This window comes from Aeromonas sp. FDAARGOS 1417, from assembly GCF_019046985.1.
Taxonomy (GTDB): Bacteria; Pseudomonadota; Gammaproteobacteria; order Enterobacterales; family Aeromonadaceae; genus Aeromonas; species Aeromonas veronii.
The window spans coordinates 2,190,001-2,206,840 of the sequence record NZ_CP077221.1; the positions used below are offsets into that span (position 1 = coordinate 2,190,001).

Genomic DNA, 16,840 nt, shown 5'->3' on the forward strand with positions numbered 1-16,840 from the left:
GCCGGGCGGCCACTGAACAGATTGGTCAGTGCCGTCTGCTGGCCTTGGGGTGAGTGAAGGGCGGCTCGATGCAGCACCGAGGTGGTCGCTTCATGGCAGCAGAGAAAGGCGGTGCCCATCTGCACGGCACTCGCCCCCATTGCCAACGCGTTGGCGCTCCCCTTGCCATCGACGATACCGCCAGCGGCAATCACCGGCAGATCGGTCACCGCGAGGATCTGCGCCAGCAGGGTCAAGGTGCTCTGCTGCAAGGCGAGATCATCGGAGAGGAAATGACCGCGATGACCGCCCGCCTCCAATCCCTGGGCGATGATAGCATCGGCACCGTGGTGAGCGAGCCATACGGCCTCCGCCACCGTGGTGGCACTGGCAAATACCTTGGCCCCCGCAGCCTTCACTTGGACAAGCAGCTCGGGCGCGGGCAAGCCGAAGTGAAAGCTGACCACCGCCGGTCTGAACTCGGCCACCATGGCGGCATGATCCTCATTGAAAGGTGCACGGCTTGGCGCCGTCGTAACAGCTGGGGGCTGTACGCCGAACTCGGCGTAGTAGGGAGCAAACCGCTGCTGCCAGCGGGCCAGTGCAACGGGATCCTGTTCCCGTTGCCGATGGCAGAAGAAGTTGATGTTAAATGGCCCAAGACCACTTTGGGCAAGACGCCCCAGTTCGTTGCGTAGCTCCGCTGATGTGAGCATGGCGGCAGGCAAGGAGCCCAAGCCGCCCGCACGGGTCACGGCCAGCGCCAGCTCGCTACCCTGCACACCGGCCATCGGTGCCTGAATAATGGGATAACGCATCCCCAGCTCGGCAAACAGGCTCATCCGTTCACCCCGAGCAGCATTGCCCGCTCTTGCGGGCCAAACCGGTTGTTGCCATCCATCTGTCAGACTCCTTTCCGATAACCGTGGTTAAACATCAGGCCCGCAAGGGGCCTGATGAAGAGAGTGAAGGCTTAACGCACGCTGCGCAGCAGGAAATCCGGCTGACCGCAGGAGCGGCGCTCGCGCTTTTGCATCTCGGCGGAGCAGGTGACCGCATCTGTCCCCTCTTTATTGACGCAGATATAGATCTCCCGCAGGAAGCGGCCACCATCGGCGCAGGCTACCGTGATGTTGTCGGGGGCCAGCCACTGGTTGGCGCTCGCCAGATCGGCCTTGAGCTGGAAACTGGTTTTGCGCAGCGGCTCTTCCGGGGATTGATAAGCCGCCGGGATCTTCACCTTCTGGCGCAAATCGCTCGCCAGCTGATGGAAGGCCTGCTGGCTCAAGCCGGAGCAGGTGCCATGTTTCTCCCACTCATGGCGATAGAGAAAGCGGCTGGGGTAGAGGTCGGCAAACTCGCTCTCCATCTCGGGATCGAGCCGTTCGCGGGTACAGTTGCTGGGATAACCGCGATCGTACTGGGGCCAGAGACCGTGCAGCACAAAGCCCAGCTTGCGGGAACACTGGTCCCGATCCGCCGGTTTGACGGCGCAGTGCTCGGGCGACCAGGAGAGCGCAATGGCGTAATAGTCAAACTCCCCCGCCTCCCCTTTGGCCTGCACGGCCGAGGAGAGCAACAAACCACCCGCCAACAGGGCAATCATCTTCTTCATCTTTATATGTCCACCTTACGCGACTCGGGATGACAGCCATGCTCCCATATTCTGGCTGCGGGAAACAGCCATGCTGAGACGCCGCGCGACAAGGGTCAGACCAGTCAGGGGTTTCACCAGAGGGCGAGCAGGGGTAAGCTGACCGACCGGTAGGCTCCTCGTCCACCACCAGATAATCCCTCTTGGCAACCACAGGATGTAACATGATCCGCAAGAATCCCTCCGGCCATCTGCCTGTCATCGACGAATCCGCCTATATCGACAAGACCGCCATCATCTGCGGCAAGGTGATCATCAAAGAGAATGTCTTTGTCGGCCCCTATGCGGTGATCCGCGCCGACGAAGTGGATGCCAACGGCGAGATGGAACCCATCGTCATCGGCGCCAACTCCAATATTCAGGATGGCGTGGTGATCCACTCCAAATCCGGTGCCGCCGTCACCATCGGCGAGTACACCTCCATCGCCCACCGCTCCATCGTCCACGGGCCATGTGAAGTGGGGAACCGGGTCTTTATCGGCTTCAACAGCGTGCTGTTCAACTGCCATATCGGTGACGGTGCCGTGGTGCGTCACAACTCGGTGATTGATGGCTGCGATCTGCCGCCGGAGTTCTACGTCCCCTCCACCACCCGCATCAACCAGCAGAGCGATCTGACCCATATCCCGCGGGTTTCGGTAGATGCCGCCGAGTTCTCCGAGGACGTGGCCCACACCAATATCGATCTGGTCAAAGGTTACAAGGCGCTCTCCAACGAGTTCTGATCCCTCTGTATTCCCAGAGAACAAAACGGGCGCCGAGGCGCCCGTTTTTCATCTGACTATCTATGAAGGCTAGATGGCCCTGACGCAGGTGGCGGCATGGGCCTCGTCCGCCAGATCCCACAACAGGTCGCCGGAGCTCAGGTCGAGCAGCGGCAGCTCACCATCATCATTGGCAGTCGCATCGCTGCTCCAGTAGCGGTTGTAGAGCGGCCATCCCTGCTGCTGAAGCAACTGATCCGTCGCGCCATCCTTGTTGTAGGCGGCAAACAGCACCTCCAGCTCGGCCCGGGTCGGCAGACGCCAGTCATCATGACCGCGCGCCACCAGCTGCTGGCAGTAATCCCGCGCCCGCGCCTGACTCATGGTCACATACTCCAGCGGGAAGGGATTGTAGTCACCATCGCTGTCACTGCTCACACCGTCATAGGAGATGGACAGACGATCCGCCTCGTCCCTGGTCAACTGGCAGACAAAGGCCAGCTTGCCCGCCACCAGCTCGGGTTGACGACAGCCCCGGGCAAAATCGGGCTGGGCATCGACCACCTGCACCGTCACGGTCAACGTGTGACGAGCCGTGGTCGCCACCAATCGTGCCGTACCGACCGCCACACCACGCACCTCGCCCTGCGGACTCACGGTGGCGAACTCCGGCTGTTCGCTGCGCCACTCAACAGGCCCATCGAGCGGGCCGAGAGAGCCATCGCTCAGTTGCCACTGCAGTTGGAGAGGAAGCGTCCGCCCCACTTCCAGCTGAGGCTGGGCAGGCAGCACGGCCAAGCCGGTGATCACGGCTCCCACCGGAGCCGGGTCATCCACCTCACTCACCCCCAGCTCGGCAACCGTGGCTGGGGTGCGGCGCGGCTCGGCCGAGGCACTGCGCAAAAACTCGCCGATGGCATCCAGCTCGTCATTGCTGAGGCCAAGGGCATGCAGGTGATCGGAGGCTTTGGGGAAGAAGGGATCATATTGATCCGCACCGGTCGGGAAGCCGACCCCGCTGCTCCACTTGGTCACGCCAAAGTTGTACATGGCCACCACCCCCTGCACCGAGCTGCCGATACGCTGGGCCAGGATCGGGAAGATGCCGTTGTGCATATAGGGACCGGTAAAGGCGACGTCCCGCAAGCTGGGGGTCTTGAAGCGACCGATATCTGCCTTGTTGCGGGTCTGCAGGAAGCGCCCGCGATCTTCCAGCTTGCCACGACCGTAATAGGTGAGCCCCACACTCTCGAACCCGTGCTGACTCAACAGCGGGCCGGAGTGGCAGTTCATGCAGCGGCCATCGGTGCGGTAGAGGTGCATCCCCCACAGCGCCTTGTCACTGAGTGCCTGACTATCCCCTTTGACGAAGCGCTCAAAATCGCTGTCTCGGCTGATGATGGTGCGTTCGAAGGTGGCGATCGCCTTGGCGATCCGCTCCAGCGTGATCCCCTGATCGCCAAAAGCGGTGGCAAAAGCAGCCTGATAGTCGGGGCTGGCCTGCAAGCGAGCCAGCAGCTCGTCATGACTCAGCGCCATTTCGATGGGGTTCTGGATCGGGTGAAGTGACTGCTCCTCCAGCGTGGCGACCCGCCCGTCCCAGAACTGGGTCGAGCTGAAGGCACTGTTGAGGATGGAAGGAGCGTTGCGATTGCCCTTCTGGCCCAGATGACCGACCGAGACGCTCAGGCCGTCGCTCCACCCCTTTTGCGGATCGTGGCAACTGGCACAGCTGATATCCCGCCCCTTGGAGAGCTGTTTGTCGAAAAAGAGCTGCTGACCCAGCACCACCTTGGCCCGGCTATAGGGGTTGTCGGCCGGGAAGGGAACCGCCGGCAGCGGCCCCAGCTCCTGCCATTCCACCCCTTCATCCACCCGGGCGGCAGGCCATTGGGCTGGCGCGCCGCTGTATTGAGCGCGCAGGGCCGCCATGTCTGGCTTGCTGCTGTCGCGCACCACAGAGGGACGCACCGGATAGGGTGCCAGCGCATACCAGAGCAGACTCCCCTCTCCCTCATCCAGCCAGGTTCGGGTCGCAAGTTGATAGAGACGGGGTTGACCCGCACCATCCTGCAGCCAGATCTGGGCGGGCAGGCCAACAGCAAAGGTATTGGGATAGCGCCATGCCGACTTGTCACTGCTCAGCACCCGTTCGAACTCGGTGAGGGTCGGCAGGCGCCAGTCGCTGCGGCCGCAAGCTGTCAGCCCCGCAGCCAGTTGTGGCTGGCTGGCAACCTTCAACGCACTGGTGTCACTGCCATACAGCCAGTACTGGCTACCCTTGACCCCGCTGACCGTGCGCACATCGTGCAGGCACTGCCAGGGGCCACGCACCACCAGCAGCCCCTGCTCATCGAGGCGCAGCAGATCTGCCGTCTCCGGCTCGTCCGGCTGGCTCGGATTGGCTGGATAGAGGTGGGTACGGGCAGACTGGATCTGGGCGCTGTTGCTGCGCTGATACCAGCTGCGCGCCTGCTTGTCATCGCGCAGGGCCAGCAGCATCTGCCAGCTGTCGGCATAGTCGAGCACGGCACCCGGCTGGCGCTGGGCCAGCAGGAAGGCAGCGTAATCCTCAATGACCGCCTGTTGCTGCACGCGGACCTCCTCTGCCCTGCCCCACTCGGCCTGACTGAGGGAACCATCCCCGCTCTGATCCGCCAGCAGGAAGAGCGCCGTCTCCTCCTCGTTCAATCCCAGCCGCGGCACGCTGTTGCGGCGTGCCAGCGTGATCCCGGCCGAGAGATCCGCCACCCGCACCGATACCGCGCGCAGCAGATAGCCCTCGTTGCTACCGAGCAGCTCCAGCGGCTGATCCAGTTGCAGACCTGCTGGCAAGGTGATGCTGACAGGTTGGCCCGGTTCGATGGCCTGCTGCACGCGGATCCCGGTGGCGACCTGTCTCACCTCAAGCTGTGCTCCCGCCCCCAGTCGATCGGCCACATTGACCTCAATGGTCAGAGGAACCCGGGTATGAGTTTCCGGCGGCACTATTGGCGGCGTGATGGGCGGTTCGGTCGGCTTGACGACCGGCGGGGTCACCTCGGGTGAGGGGGCCACAGACGTATTGCTGTGATTGTCATTGCATGCGGTCAGAGCCAGAAGGCTGAGCAGTAAAAGGCTGGTTTTCATTCGGTATGGTTGGGTGGTCAGACAAGTGCGCGATTATCCAACCAAATACCAATCATTATCAATTGCATTCAATTAATATGCTTTTTGACAACAACTCCTTATCAGCAACGCCTTACCACCCAATGAGAGAGGGCAGCCTCTTTGGCTGCCCTCTCTTGCTTCAAACCCGCTTGTCGAAAGCCCGACAATCTTCAGTAGCACTTCTTCAGGCTGATATGCCAGTTGGCGCCGGATTGCACCTGATGCTTGGCGGCGAAGCTGTCCATGTTCAGCGCCACCGACACCTGCAGCAGGCTGTTGAGGTAGACCAGCGGCTGACCTTCCGGCACATCGCCGAAGCTGCTGACGTAAGGGGCCTTGCCGTCATATTTGACCACATCCCCTTCGCGGATCTTGATGCAAGCGTTATCCCCCTTGTTGATCCCCGCTTTGGTCAGCAGGGCATCGTCGATATTGGTCCAGACGTTGCCGTACTGCACATCGAGGATCGGGATGGTGCCCTTGAGGGTGCCATCTTTCTCGGCGACCGCAGGCTGATAGGGGATCTTCACCACCTCGGCGGGCAGCAGCGGGCCGACCTGCTCATAGCTGATGGCGCCGGAGGCGAGCCGTGCGCCGGTATAGGCGTACACATCGCGGCCATGGAAGGTGTAGGACTTCTCGGAACCCTTGAGGCGGTTGAGTTTCTCGTCAATCTGGCGCACCGCCTCGATGCCGAAGTGCTCGGCCACCAGGGTCAACGTGCCGTTGTCCGGAGTCACGATGTAGTGGCCGATCCTGGTCTTGAGCACCACTGACTTGCGCTCGGTGCCGACACCGGGATCCACCACGCTGACAAACACAGTGCCCTTGGGCCAATACTGCAGGGTCTGGTAGAGGCGGTAGGAGGCTTCCCAAATGTTGTAAGCCGGGATTTCGTGGGTCAGGTCATAGAGCGGCAGGGTGCGATCCACCCCGAAGGCGACCCCTTTCATGGCCGACACGGCGCCATCTTTGAGGCCAAAGTCGGTCTGGATCACCAGCGCTTCGTTGGCAGCGGCGATGCCGCTTGCCAGCATGAGGGCGAGCGCTATGGCGCGGGGAGCGGTACGAATATCCATATCTGAACTCCTGAATCATCTGAGGATAACGAAACGGCGACAGCCATTTAGACATCTAGACTGCCACCAATGGATTTTTTTGCAAGGGATTTGCAACAAAGTGAGGGACGACTCGCAGAAATTGTGCTCGCCAAACGTCGGCGGCGGGGGTATCAAAGGCAGAACAGAAAAACGTTTACAATACAGGAGCTCAGCACCATGACACAACCCGTACCGGAGATGATGACCCTGCTGCTGGAGATTGGTGAACAGAGCAGTCAGCTCTGGCTGAGCCAGCCAGATGCGGCCCCGTCACACTACCCGCTGGCCTTTGGCACCCACGCCATCCAGCCCGGACCGTTTCGCAATGCGCCACCCACCCCGCTAGAACTGGAGCGGGCCATCATGGTGGTGGAAGATGAGCTGATGCGCATCGCCCCGCAGATCCCGCCCGGCTTGCAGCTGACCCTGCGCAGCCAGCCATCACTGGCCGAAGCGCTGGGGGACAACCAGCTCGACCGGGATCTGGTGGAGCAAGCCTTTGGCCAGCTGGCCGCGATGGCGGAAGGGGATCCCCTCGCCGCCAGCTTGCTGCCACGCGACGAGCACTTTGCCGCCGTGCTGCTGATCGTCAGGGAGTGGCTGCACCATCTGGCCAGCGAGAGCGTGCTGATCGTGGAGTAGGGATAAATAAGTGGTGAGGGCTTCAGCTTCTGGCAAGGTTTGTCGGTGGATCCTGTCGGGATTTCCTTCGCGTATACTTTGCCCGTATGGCGCCCGCGCCCCTATCGGTACTCTAACCAGACACCTATGACCTTATTTTCAGGTAACCTCCCAGCCTTGCGCTGGCCATCGGCGTGTGCTCGCCAGTTTATCGTCAAAGTGGCCGGATTGGCCCTGCTCGCCCTGACCGGGCTGGGCATTGTCTTCTACTACACCTATCTCACTATCCAGCACGACATGGATCTCATCACCGCCAGACAGAAGAACGTGTTCGAGGTCTTCTACCAGCGAGCCAAGATCCTCAAGGTGGAGAACATCACCAGCTATCTGGCACAACACCATCTGCTCGATCAGCCCCCCCCCCCCGAATAGCGTCGGCAGCGACTATCTCTACGGGTATGACCTCAAAAGCAAATACCGCTTTGCCGATATTCCGCTGCAATACCCGGCAGCCAATATCCTCAACACCTTCCGCTATGCCCTCTCCTATCCGGAGGTGATCAACATCTACACCATCTGGAATGACTACCGGCTGATCGGCATGGTGGCCGACAACAATGTGCTGCCCACCAGACTGGCGCCGATCAAGGTGGATCTGATGACACTGCCCGCCTGGTATCACTACTTCGGTTGCGCCAGCTTTGCCCCCGGACGACCCTTGTGCAGCGCCGATGAAGCCTTTGTCTCCGATATCGAAATCGACAGCTTCAGCATGCGCAACACCATAGTGATGTACTTCCCCTTCATTCATCAGTCGGGGCGCGGCGGTTACAAATACGGGCTGCTCGGTATCGATATCGCCGTCGATGAAGCATTTAACGATGTGCTGCGCCCCTTCGACACCATCAACCCGACCCGCACCAACATATCGTTTGAAGCCGCCGAGCCCTGCCGCCCGAGGCATCTCTGCCTGAGCAAACCCTTTATGCGCACCAAGGCGGGGGATGATCTCTATCTGAAGTGGTCCTACAGCTGGTTCGATTTCGTCAAGCTGGCCCTGCAAAGTGCAGCCTTCAAGGTCTATCTCATCGTGCTGTTGCTGGGCATGGTGGCCTGGAAGCAGATCTACCTGCGGCTGCGCGCCCTGGCGCACACCGACCACCTGACCCGACTGCCACGCAGGGATGTGCTCTGCCAGAGTCTGCTCCACGAGCACGACTACCTGATGATCCTCGATATCGACAACTTCAAATCGATCAACGACACCTATGGCCATGGCGTCGGGGATCTGGCACTGGTCGCCTTTGCCCGCCATCTCAGAAGCAATATCCGCAAGGTGGACAGCGCCATCCGTTGGGGCGGCGAGGAGTTTATCGTGCTGTTCAAGGGGATGGAGGATGACGAGATGATGATCCACTCCGCTGGCCGCCTGCTGGATCGCCCATTGGGGATCCCCGAGCTGCCCACCCCCATCACCTTCTCCGCCGGGGTGATCCGCATTCGCGACTACCTCACCGTCACCGAGGCAGTGCATCTCGCCGATGAGCTGCTCTATCACGTCAAACAGCACGGCAAACACAACATCGCCTGCTACGAGGGCAAAAAGATCCGGCTGATCCGCCCGTTGCCGGACGACGCAGAGGCATAGCCGCCTTCTGCCGCTCCCCCTGCTTCTGTTACCATCGCGGCCACGATCACTCATTGCATCGTGGCCGCAGGCCGCGATAACCCCGACTGGTGCCTTCTATGTCCATTGCCTCCTTTGCCGAACTGGCCCTCTCCCCCCGTCTGCAGCAGACCCTGACCGAACTGGGCTATGCCGCCCCCACCCCCATTCAGGCTCGCGCCATCCCGGTCATTCTGGCGGGGCGGGATCTGATGGCGGGGGCCCAGACCGGCACCGGCAAGACCGCCGCCTTTGTGCTGCCGCTGCTGGAGCAGTTGCTGGCACAGCCGCAAATGGCGTCCCCGCGCCCGATCCGCGCACTGGTGCTGGTGCCGACCCGCGAGCTGGCGGTGCAGGTTGCCGAGAGTGTCGCGCGCTACGGGCAGAGCACCGGTCTCACCAGCACGCAAGTCTACGGCGGGGTGAGTATCGCGGCGCAGGTAGAGGCGCTTCAAGCCGGGGTGGATATCCTGATCGCCACCCCGGGCCGTCTGCTCGACCATCTGCGTCAGGGGGCATTGAGCCTGGATAGCCTGTGCCATCTGGTGTTTGACGAGGCGGATCGCATGCTCGACATGGGCTTTATGGACGAGATCAAGGCGCTGCTCAAACAGATCCCGGCGGATCGCCAGACCCTGCTCTTCTCCGCCACCTGCGACGACAACCTGTTTGCCCTCTGCAAGGTGCTGCTGCGCGACCCCGAGCTGATTGAGGTGGCGCCGCGCAACACCACGGCGGCCGAGGTGGAGCAGCGGGTCTACACGGTGGACAGCGATCGCAAGCTGGCGCTGGTCGAACACATGCTGAAAGTGAAAGGCTGGGCACCGGCGCTTATCTTCAGCCGCACCCGTCAGGGGGCTGACAAGCTGGCTCAGCAGCTTGGCAAGGCTGACATCAATGCGCTCGCCTTCCACGGCGATCTGTCGCAGAGCGCGCGTGAAAAAGTGCTGCTGGAGTTTCGCGCTGGCACCCTGCAGGCGCTGGTTGCCACCGACGTGGCGGCCCGCGGCCTCGATATCAGCGATCTCAACTACGTGATTAACCTCGAGTTCCCGTTTGTGGCGGAGGATTACGTCCACCGTATCGGTCGCACCGGCCGCGCCGGCAACAAGGGGCTCGCCATTACCCTGTTCAGCCCGGAAGATGCCCCCCTGCTGGAGAAGGTGGAAGCGGTACTCGACACCCGCTTGCCCCAGCAGTGGTTTCCGGGCTTTGAGCCGGATCTCACCCGCTTCGAGCCCGAGCCGCGCCGCAACAGCAAGGCGGCCCAGAAGCAGCGCGCCAGAAAGCAGGCCCTCGCTGGCAACAAGGGTGGCAAGGGCAAACGCTAAGCCGCCCTGCGCCGCCAATAAAAAACGCCCGCATGGGCGTTTTTTGTTATCTGACAGGTGTCTGCTCTTGGCGCGTGCACCCTAACGGGTCGCCAGCACCAGTGGCAGGGATCGCAAGATCTGCCGCTCCGCCAGGGTCGAGAGGATAAACATCACCATATAGCCGAGGCCCAGCGCCACGATAATCGCCACCACGTTGGCGGTGAACTCGGCCACCAGATAGTAGGCGGCGACCAGCGCCACTATGCCCGCCAGCCGGATCAGCAAACTCTGGGTAAAGTGACCGTGAGCCTTGATATAGGCGAGCTGATAGCCGTTGAGCATCATAAAGATAAAGAAGATGGAGAAGTGGAACAGCACCGGCACCGCCCCCACGTAGTCGGCGGGGAAGAACAACAACACCAGCGGCTTGCCCGCCAGCAACATCAAGCCAAAGAACGCCAGGCTGACGATGGCGGAGAGACGGAAGATCCAGCGGCGAATAAGCCTTATCTGGCGGTGATCGCCATTGCGCAGATTGACCGCCAGCTCAGGCAGCACAAAGCGGTAGATGGGGAAGACGAACAAGGTGGTCATATAGGTGAAGATGGGGCGCACCACCACCTGGAAATCCCCCAGCTCGTCGATGCTGAAGTGACGGATGGTGAGCAGCACAGTGATGTAAATCATCAGAATGCTGGCCCCCGCCTCCAGCGAGGCGGTAAAGCTCTTCTTCACATAGCTCACCATCTCGGGGCCGAGCGCCACCTTGGCGAGCGGCCTGGTGGCGATGGCCCGGCGCCGCGAAACATACATATAACCGGCGATGGCGAGCGACGAGAAAGTCAGCCCGTAGAAGAGCGAAGGGAGCGCATCCATCCCCAGCCCGAAATAACAGGCCATAAACAGCAGGCCATTGGCCAGCGGCTCCAGCCAGGTGACCCGGTTGGAGAGCGCATACATCCGGTACATGGCCACCAGATTGGTGAAGTAGACCTTGAGCCCCAGCCCGAAGATGACCCCCACCAGTTGCAGATACTCCACCCGGATATGGAGCCCGTGCTTGATATAGGGGATCACCGCCCCCCAGGTGAGCAGCACGATGCCGATAAGGAAGTAGCGAAAGATATTGATGATGTCCCGATCGTTTTTGGTCTGGGAGTAACTCACCACCATGGAAGAGCGAAAACCTGTCATCAGGATAAAGGAGAGGGAGATCAAATCGACCACGCTGTTGAACAGCGCCAGCTCCCCCTTGGCGACCCACTGCGCCAGCCACACCTTGAAGGCGAAGCCAATAACGATGCTGACCAGCGAGGCCCACATCCCGGTGATAAAGGCCTGCTTGAGGCGCGCGAGAGAGGCGTATTGCATAACGAAGATGGATAACTTTCAGGGAAAAGAGAGAGGGCCATCTTATGAAAGCCCACCCGCATTGAACAGCCTTAATCCAGCGCATTCACAGCCACCAAAAAAACCGCAAACGCAAAACGCCCGCTTATTTCCTGAAAGCGGGCGTTTTGTGGTGTGCCGTTATGGCTGCTGATTGCAGCGATGGCACGGCTTGCTGCCAGTCTGTCGCGCAACCCTTATGACTGCGGCGCCGCCTTGATCAGCTCCTCGTAGTGATCAATCAGCTCGGGGCCGTGCAGCGGCGAGTCGTGCCCACCGACCACCGTCTTGATCGGCAGCTTCATCGCTTTGAGCCGCTCGATGGTCTGCGGATAGACCTTCACATTGGCAAAGCTCAGGTTGCCCAGCTTCTCCTTGAGGATGCAGTTGCCATAGAGCACCTGCTGGTCGGGGAAGTAGACAAAGATGCCGTCCGGCGTGTGGGCCGGGCCCGCGAAGAAGGCGCGCACCTTGCCCTCTTGCAGCGTGAAGTCGCCATCGTGCACCACGTTCGGCAGTACCAGCGGCAGATCCGGATACTCCGGCAGCCCCTTGCGGGTAAAGGCGACAATCTCGGCCCAATCGCTCTTCATCAGATCCCGGGTCTGGCGCGTCGCCACCACCTTGGCCCCGATGGACTTCCAGTAGGCGTTACCGCCCGCCCGATCGGTGTGGTAGTTGGTGTTGATCACCTCCAGCACCGGCTTGCTGCTGACCCGTTTAATGAGCTTGTGCAGCTCGCGGGCGGTATCCGGCGTCCAGGTCGCCCCCACCACTGTCACCCCCTTGGCCCCGAAATAGACCATGGAGTTCTCTTTGACGTAGTAGTTGTCCTCCACCACATACACCGGGCCGCTCACCTGCTTGAGCTCGATCCCCGCCGCCCGCACGCTACCACCCCAGAAACTCGCCATCAGCACCACGGCCCCGGCCAATGTGCACTTTATCCAACCTTTCATCATCTTGCTCCCTCGAACCAACCGCCCCCTCGCCACCCCTGTGGCAAGCCGGGCCTTTTAAGCAGTGAGCAGAAGATACGGGGGATTTGTGAGGGGAAAATGAGGTTGTGTGAAGTCTGGGTGAAGTCCGGTGGTATTCAGAAAAATCAGGGGGAATCGGCAGCGAGCCACGACCAATATGGCGATTGGCTGTGCGGGGAGTGAAGAGAAGTGAAGGCTCAAAACGAAACGACAACGCAGATAGCGGCCCCTCACCCTAACCCTCTCCCGAGGGAGAGGGGATGGCCTGTGCCAATTCCAAACCCCCACCCGAACCTCGTACGTAAAGCACAATCAGCGGAGCCTATTTGCTCCCTTCTCCCCTTGCGGGAGAAGGGCTGGGGATGAGGGGGAGGTAACAATACGCCCCATCATGTAGGGACGATTAGCGCAGCGTAATCGTCCGCATACCGCCGAGCATCGAGTCATAGCAAAGCCAACAGGAAACTCTGAATATCACCTGCTTATCGGCCACGACCTGTTCGCGATCGTCCGAATACGCTTCGCTATTCGAACCTACGAAACCCTATAACTGATGCAAATACCACTTACTTAATTGATCTGTATCTAATTTATTGCCAATTAACCTTTCTCACAGTAGACAAATAAGTATGATATCCATTTGATTACTACGCGGCGATTATAACTTTACATTTATTTGCCAATAAATAAGGATTGAACATGAGCACGGCAAGCATCAATGATTTTAAACTCCTAAATATAAAATGCAGCAAATATTATGAACTATTTAGAAAATCAAATAATTTATTTTCTGAACCACCTACTGATAAATTGAAAGAAAGATTTGGCTTTTATCTCTATATGCTAGAGAACTTATGCAATGACAAAGATATAGATAAATTAAGCGACTATATAACAGACACTGAATATAACTATTTCCTAACTGGTGAACGATTTGATGACTATGGTGTGGATGCCATATACATAGATGAAGAAAATAAGGAAATCTCACTTCTAAACTTTAAGTTTAGAGAAAAGTTCAATGCCGACAAAATGCAAAGTCAGAATGATGCATTTATATCCACGAAATTAGTGAATTGCATTCTCACTGATAGTTCTGAAGAGCTAGAGGGAAAGACAAAAGACTTTGTTAGAACAATCATCTCACATCTTAATGGTAAAGAGGTGTGGAAGCTCTCATTATATATGATAAGTAATGAAGCAGTCTCGATCGATGTAAATGAAATATCGATAAAACAGTTGAAAGATATCTATGACATGGAGGTAATTCCTTTATGCCTTCCAGATATCAAGAATATGATGTCGATAAGACCGGCACCTATTGCTGCAGAAATGATCATTGATCAAGACGCATTGATGTCATATTCAGAAAGTTCAATATCTACATCTAAGTCATACATCGTAAGAATGTGCGCTTCTGACATTATTAGAATTACATCAAAGAATGCGGTTATAAGACTTAACTACAATTTAGAAGATCTTAATCTACTGGCCAGAGAAAAACTGGAATACGGTGTTCTATTTGATAACGTCCGAGGATTTGTTCAACGGTCTAAGTATAATGCAGCAATAGCAAAAACACTTAAAGACGAGCCTTCTAAGTTCTTTATGTACAACAATGGAATGACCATAGTTGCTAGAACTATAAAAGCCGAAGAAGTAAATGGTGGAAAAAAGGTTAGAATAAGTATAGATGACTTCCAAGTATTGAATGGAGGGCAAACATTAAGAACCCTTCATAACTTTAATGCATTGGATGAACGAAATATTACTGATTATCTTTCTCGAAGTGAGGTTCTAGTCAGAATATTCAATGCTTCAGATAGCGAATCAGTCAATAAGATCGCAGAGTATACCAATAGCCAAAACTCAATATCAAATATAGACCTTAAATCACTTAGCACGCTGCAAATACAAATAGAACAGCTGCTTGAGGAACATGACATAATATATTCAAGGAAAAATGGCGACACTGGTATGGACCAAAATAAAAACTACCAGTACAAAATTAGCATGGAATTGTTTGGGCAAATTTTATTTGCAATTCAAGGGCATCCAGACAAATCATCCAACCAAAAGCAACATATTTTTGGAAAGTATTATGATGATGTTTTCTCCGATAAAAAATTTAACATTTCAGAAGCACCAAATATAATTAGAAACTATTTTTCTGTAAAATCAGAATATAACTCAGCCAATAACAGCATACAAAAAATTGAACAAAAAGTTTTTTATGTAATGTACATGAAGGCATTTCGCCCAGATATGCAATATTCAGACTGCATTAGATTATTAGAAGATGCACTGCTCAGTTTTGAGACTGATAATACCATGACAGACTCAAGAAAATTGATTCATGCCAGATTTAAAGAGCATTTAAACGCTCAATTAGATATCTGATAATAATGCTCTATAACGTTTACCTGAGCAGATGCTTTTGGTAAATCATGGATAAAAAAACCACCCGCATAACGGGTGGTTTTTTCATTATCTTCGGATAAACCAGAGATTTAACTCACCACACAAATCAAGCCAACGGCGGTGTCCGCGGCGGTACCATACGCTTGCTGCCGGTGGACTCGAAGGCCGAGGCAAAGCGCAGCAGGTTGTTATCGTCATAGGCGCGACCGGCGAAGGTCAAGCCCACCGGCATGCCGATATCGGCCATCACCCCCATGGGGACGGTAACGGTCGGCACGCCGAGGTGGCGGATAGCGAGGTTGCCGTTGGCAACCCAGATGCCGTTGCTCCAGGCGATATCGGCGGAGGCCGGATTCACATCCGCATCAGCCGGGGCGACGTCGGCGACGGTGGGGAACAGCACGGCGTCGAGCTTGAGCCCGTCCATCCAGTCTTCCAGATCCAGCTTGCGGGTCTTCTCCAGACCACGCAGGCCGTCCGGCACTGTGGCGATCTCGTCCCAGGATTTCAGGCCGCGCTTGGCCATATTGACGTACTCGTCCATGCCCGCCGCCAGATCGCCCTCGCGGTTCGGCAGGGTGCCCGGATCGTGGGGGAAGATCTTCGGCCCATCGACATCCTCAAGCTTGTTCAACTTGGGATCGCCGTTGGCGCGCAGGAAGTCGTCGAACGCCCAGCCGGAGAGCTCCCACAGTTCGTCGTTGAGAAACTCCGGACTCACGATACCGCGATTGAACACGGTCGGCGTACCGGGTCTGTCCCCTTCGCAGTTGGAGACCAACGGGAAGTCCACTTCGATGACCTCCGCACCAGCGGCTTCCAGCGCCTTGCGTGCATCTTCCCAGAGGGCGATCACGGTCTCGCGGGTATGGATGCGCTGACCGGTCGGGCCGCCGATACCGGGGTTTTCGCTGGTGCCGGCCAGTTCATCCTTGTTGATAAACATGCGCGGCACGCCGAGGCGCTTGCCCTTGAGGGCATCGGCCTTGGCAGCCAGCTCCAGATAGGAAGCCGGACGCACTTCGGAGGCCTTGGGCAGCTGCACCCAGGGCTGCATGCGCCACAGATCGCCACGGGTATCAGCATCGTCGGCCACTACCACATCCAGTACTTCCAAGAGATCGGCCATGGTGCGGGCATAGGGCACCACCACATCCATGGTCGGAGTCAGCGGCCAGTTGCCACGCACCGAGATGACGCCACGGGACGGGGTGTAGGCACACAGGCCGTTGTTGGAGGCAGGGCCACGGCCGCTCGACCAGGTCTCTTCCGCCAGACCGAAGGCAGAGAAGCTGGCGGCGGTGGCGGTACCAGCGCCGTTGGAGGAGCCGGAGGCAAACGGCGCGGTCAGGTAGTCGGCGTTGTAGGGGCTCTCGGCACGGCCATAGACGCCGCGCTGCATGCCGCCATTAGCCATCGGCGGCATATTGGTTTTGCCAAGGCAGATGGCACCGGCGGCGCGCAGGCGCTCAACGGTAAAGGCATCGCGCTGGGCCACCAGATCCTTGAAGGCCGGGCTGCCGGAGGCGGCGGTCAGCCCCTTGACCAGATAGCTGTCTTTGGCGGTGTAGGGGATGCCGTCGAGCGGCCCCAGGGTCTCGCCACGGGCACGGCGGGCATCGGAAGCCTCGGCCTCTTTCAGCGCATCGGGATTGGCGACCACCACGGCGTTGAGTTTGGTGGCAGTCTCTGGGCCGTTGTAAGCCTCGATACGGGCCAGATAGGCCTTGACCAGTTCGACCGCTGTGGTGCGGCCTGATTCGAGCGCGGCACGCAGCTCGGCAATGGAAACCTCGGTCACTTCGATCATTTAGGATCTCCTGTAAAAGGGTGACTGTTTGTCATGATGATCGCCGCATCAGC

Annotated in this window: 13 protein-coding genes (1 of these 13 cut by a window edge); 6 read left to right on the forward strand and 7 right to left on the reverse strand. The window is 58.0% G+C overall.

The annotated features are described in order from the left end of the window. A protein-coding gene (locus I6L47_RS09820; RefSeq protein WP_216949225.1) for a nitronate monooxygenase family protein crosses the window boundary here: on the reverse strand, window positions 1-821 show its 5' portion. The gene continues 226 nt to the left of window position 1, outside the view; only the first 821 of its 1,047 coding nucleotides appear in the window; it begins with the start codon at window positions 819-821; its stop codon lies off the left edge, out of view. Between the two features lie 131 nt (window positions 822-952). After that, complete coding sequence (locus I6L47_RS09825) at window positions 953-1,594, reverse strand: ribonuclease (protein WP_139406945.1); 642 nt, start codon at window positions 1,592-1,594, stop codon at window positions 953-955. Window positions 1,595-1,797: 203 nt separating this feature from the next. Here I6L47_RS09825 and I6L47_RS09830 point away from each other — a divergent pair, with 203 nt between their 5' ends. After that, window positions 1,798-2,358 (forward strand): carbonate dehydratase, encoded by a 561-nt coding sequence (locus I6L47_RS09830; RefSeq protein WP_005343397.1) that lies wholly within the window; start codon window positions 1,798-1,800, stop codon window positions 2,356-2,358. 69 nt (window positions 2,359-2,427) lie between these two features. Here I6L47_RS09830 and I6L47_RS09835 read toward each other — a convergent pair whose 3' ends face one another. Together I6L47_RS09835 and I6L47_RS09840 are read right to left on the reverse strand one after the other, a co-directional pair. Beyond that, entirely contained in the window at window positions 2,428-5,466 is a 3,039-nt protein-coding gene (locus tag I6L47_RS09835; RefSeq protein WP_216949226.1) for a cytochrome c peroxidase, read from the reverse strand. Between the two features lie 191 nt (window positions 5,467-5,657). Then, complete coding sequence (locus I6L47_RS09840; protein ID WP_216949227.1) at window positions 5,658-6,566, reverse strand: S-adenosyl-l-methionine hydroxide adenosyltransferase family protein; 909 nt, start codon at window positions 6,564-6,566, stop codon at window positions 5,658-5,660. 198 nt (window positions 6,567-6,764) lie between these two features. Here I6L47_RS09840 and I6L47_RS09845 point away from each other — a divergent pair, with 198 nt between their 5' ends. From I6L47_RS09845 to I6L47_RS09855, 4 genes are all read left to right on the forward strand, one after another. Then, window positions 6,765-7,229 (forward strand): hypothetical protein, encoded by a 465-nt coding sequence (locus tag I6L47_RS09845; protein WP_042081467.1) that lies wholly within the window; start codon window positions 6,765-6,767, stop codon window positions 7,227-7,229. Window positions 7,230-7,355: 126 nt separating this feature from the next. Further along, window positions 7,356-7,640 (forward strand): hypothetical protein, encoded by a 285-nt coding sequence (locus I6L47_RS22500; RefSeq protein ID WP_254204842.1) that lies wholly within the window; start codon window positions 7,356-7,358, stop codon window positions 7,638-7,640. Between the two features lie 124 nt (window positions 7,641-7,764). Continuing rightward, a complete protein-coding gene (locus I6L47_RS09850) occupies window positions 7,765-8,856 on the forward strand; it encodes a GGDEF domain-containing protein (protein ID WP_254204843.1) in 1,092 nt (363 codons plus the stop codon). A 98-nt stretch (window positions 8,857-8,954) separates the two neighbouring features. Then, on the forward strand, window positions 8,955-10,205 hold the full coding sequence (locus I6L47_RS09855) for a DEAD/DEAH box helicase (protein WP_216949228.1): 1,251 nt from the start codon (window positions 8,955-8,957) through the stop codon (window positions 10,203-10,205). Between the two features lie 81 nt (window positions 10,206-10,286). Here the strand turns inward: I6L47_RS09855 and I6L47_RS09860 are convergent, their stop codons facing one another. Together I6L47_RS09860 and I6L47_RS09865 are read right to left on the reverse strand one after the other, a co-directional pair. Continuing rightward, window positions 10,287-11,558: a hypothetical protein gene (locus tag I6L47_RS09860; RefSeq protein WP_216949229.1), complete on the reverse strand. Its 1,272-nt coding sequence runs from the start codon at window positions 11,556-11,558 to the stop codon at window positions 10,287-10,289. Window positions 11,559-11,773: 215 nt separating this feature from the next. Further along, window positions 11,774-12,538 (reverse strand): CphA family subclass B2 metallo-beta-lactamase, encoded by a 765-nt coding sequence (locus I6L47_RS09865; RefSeq protein ID WP_216949230.1) that lies wholly within the window; start codon window positions 12,536-12,538, stop codon window positions 11,774-11,776. A 717-nt stretch (window positions 12,539-13,255) separates the two neighbouring features. Here I6L47_RS09865 and I6L47_RS09870 point away from each other — a divergent pair. Next, complete coding sequence (locus tag I6L47_RS09870; protein ID WP_216949231.1) at window positions 13,256-14,956, forward strand: AIPR family protein; 1,701 nt, start codon at window positions 13,256-13,258, stop codon at window positions 14,954-14,956. A 127-nt stretch (window positions 14,957-15,083) separates the two neighbouring features. Here the strand turns inward: I6L47_RS09870 and I6L47_RS09875 are convergent, their stop codons facing one another. Continuing rightward, on the reverse strand, window positions 15,084-16,787 hold the full coding sequence (locus I6L47_RS09875) for an amidase (protein ID WP_216949232.1): 1,704 nt from the start codon (window positions 16,785-16,787) through the stop codon (window positions 15,084-15,086). Window positions 16,788-16,840 lie beyond the last annotated feature (53 nt).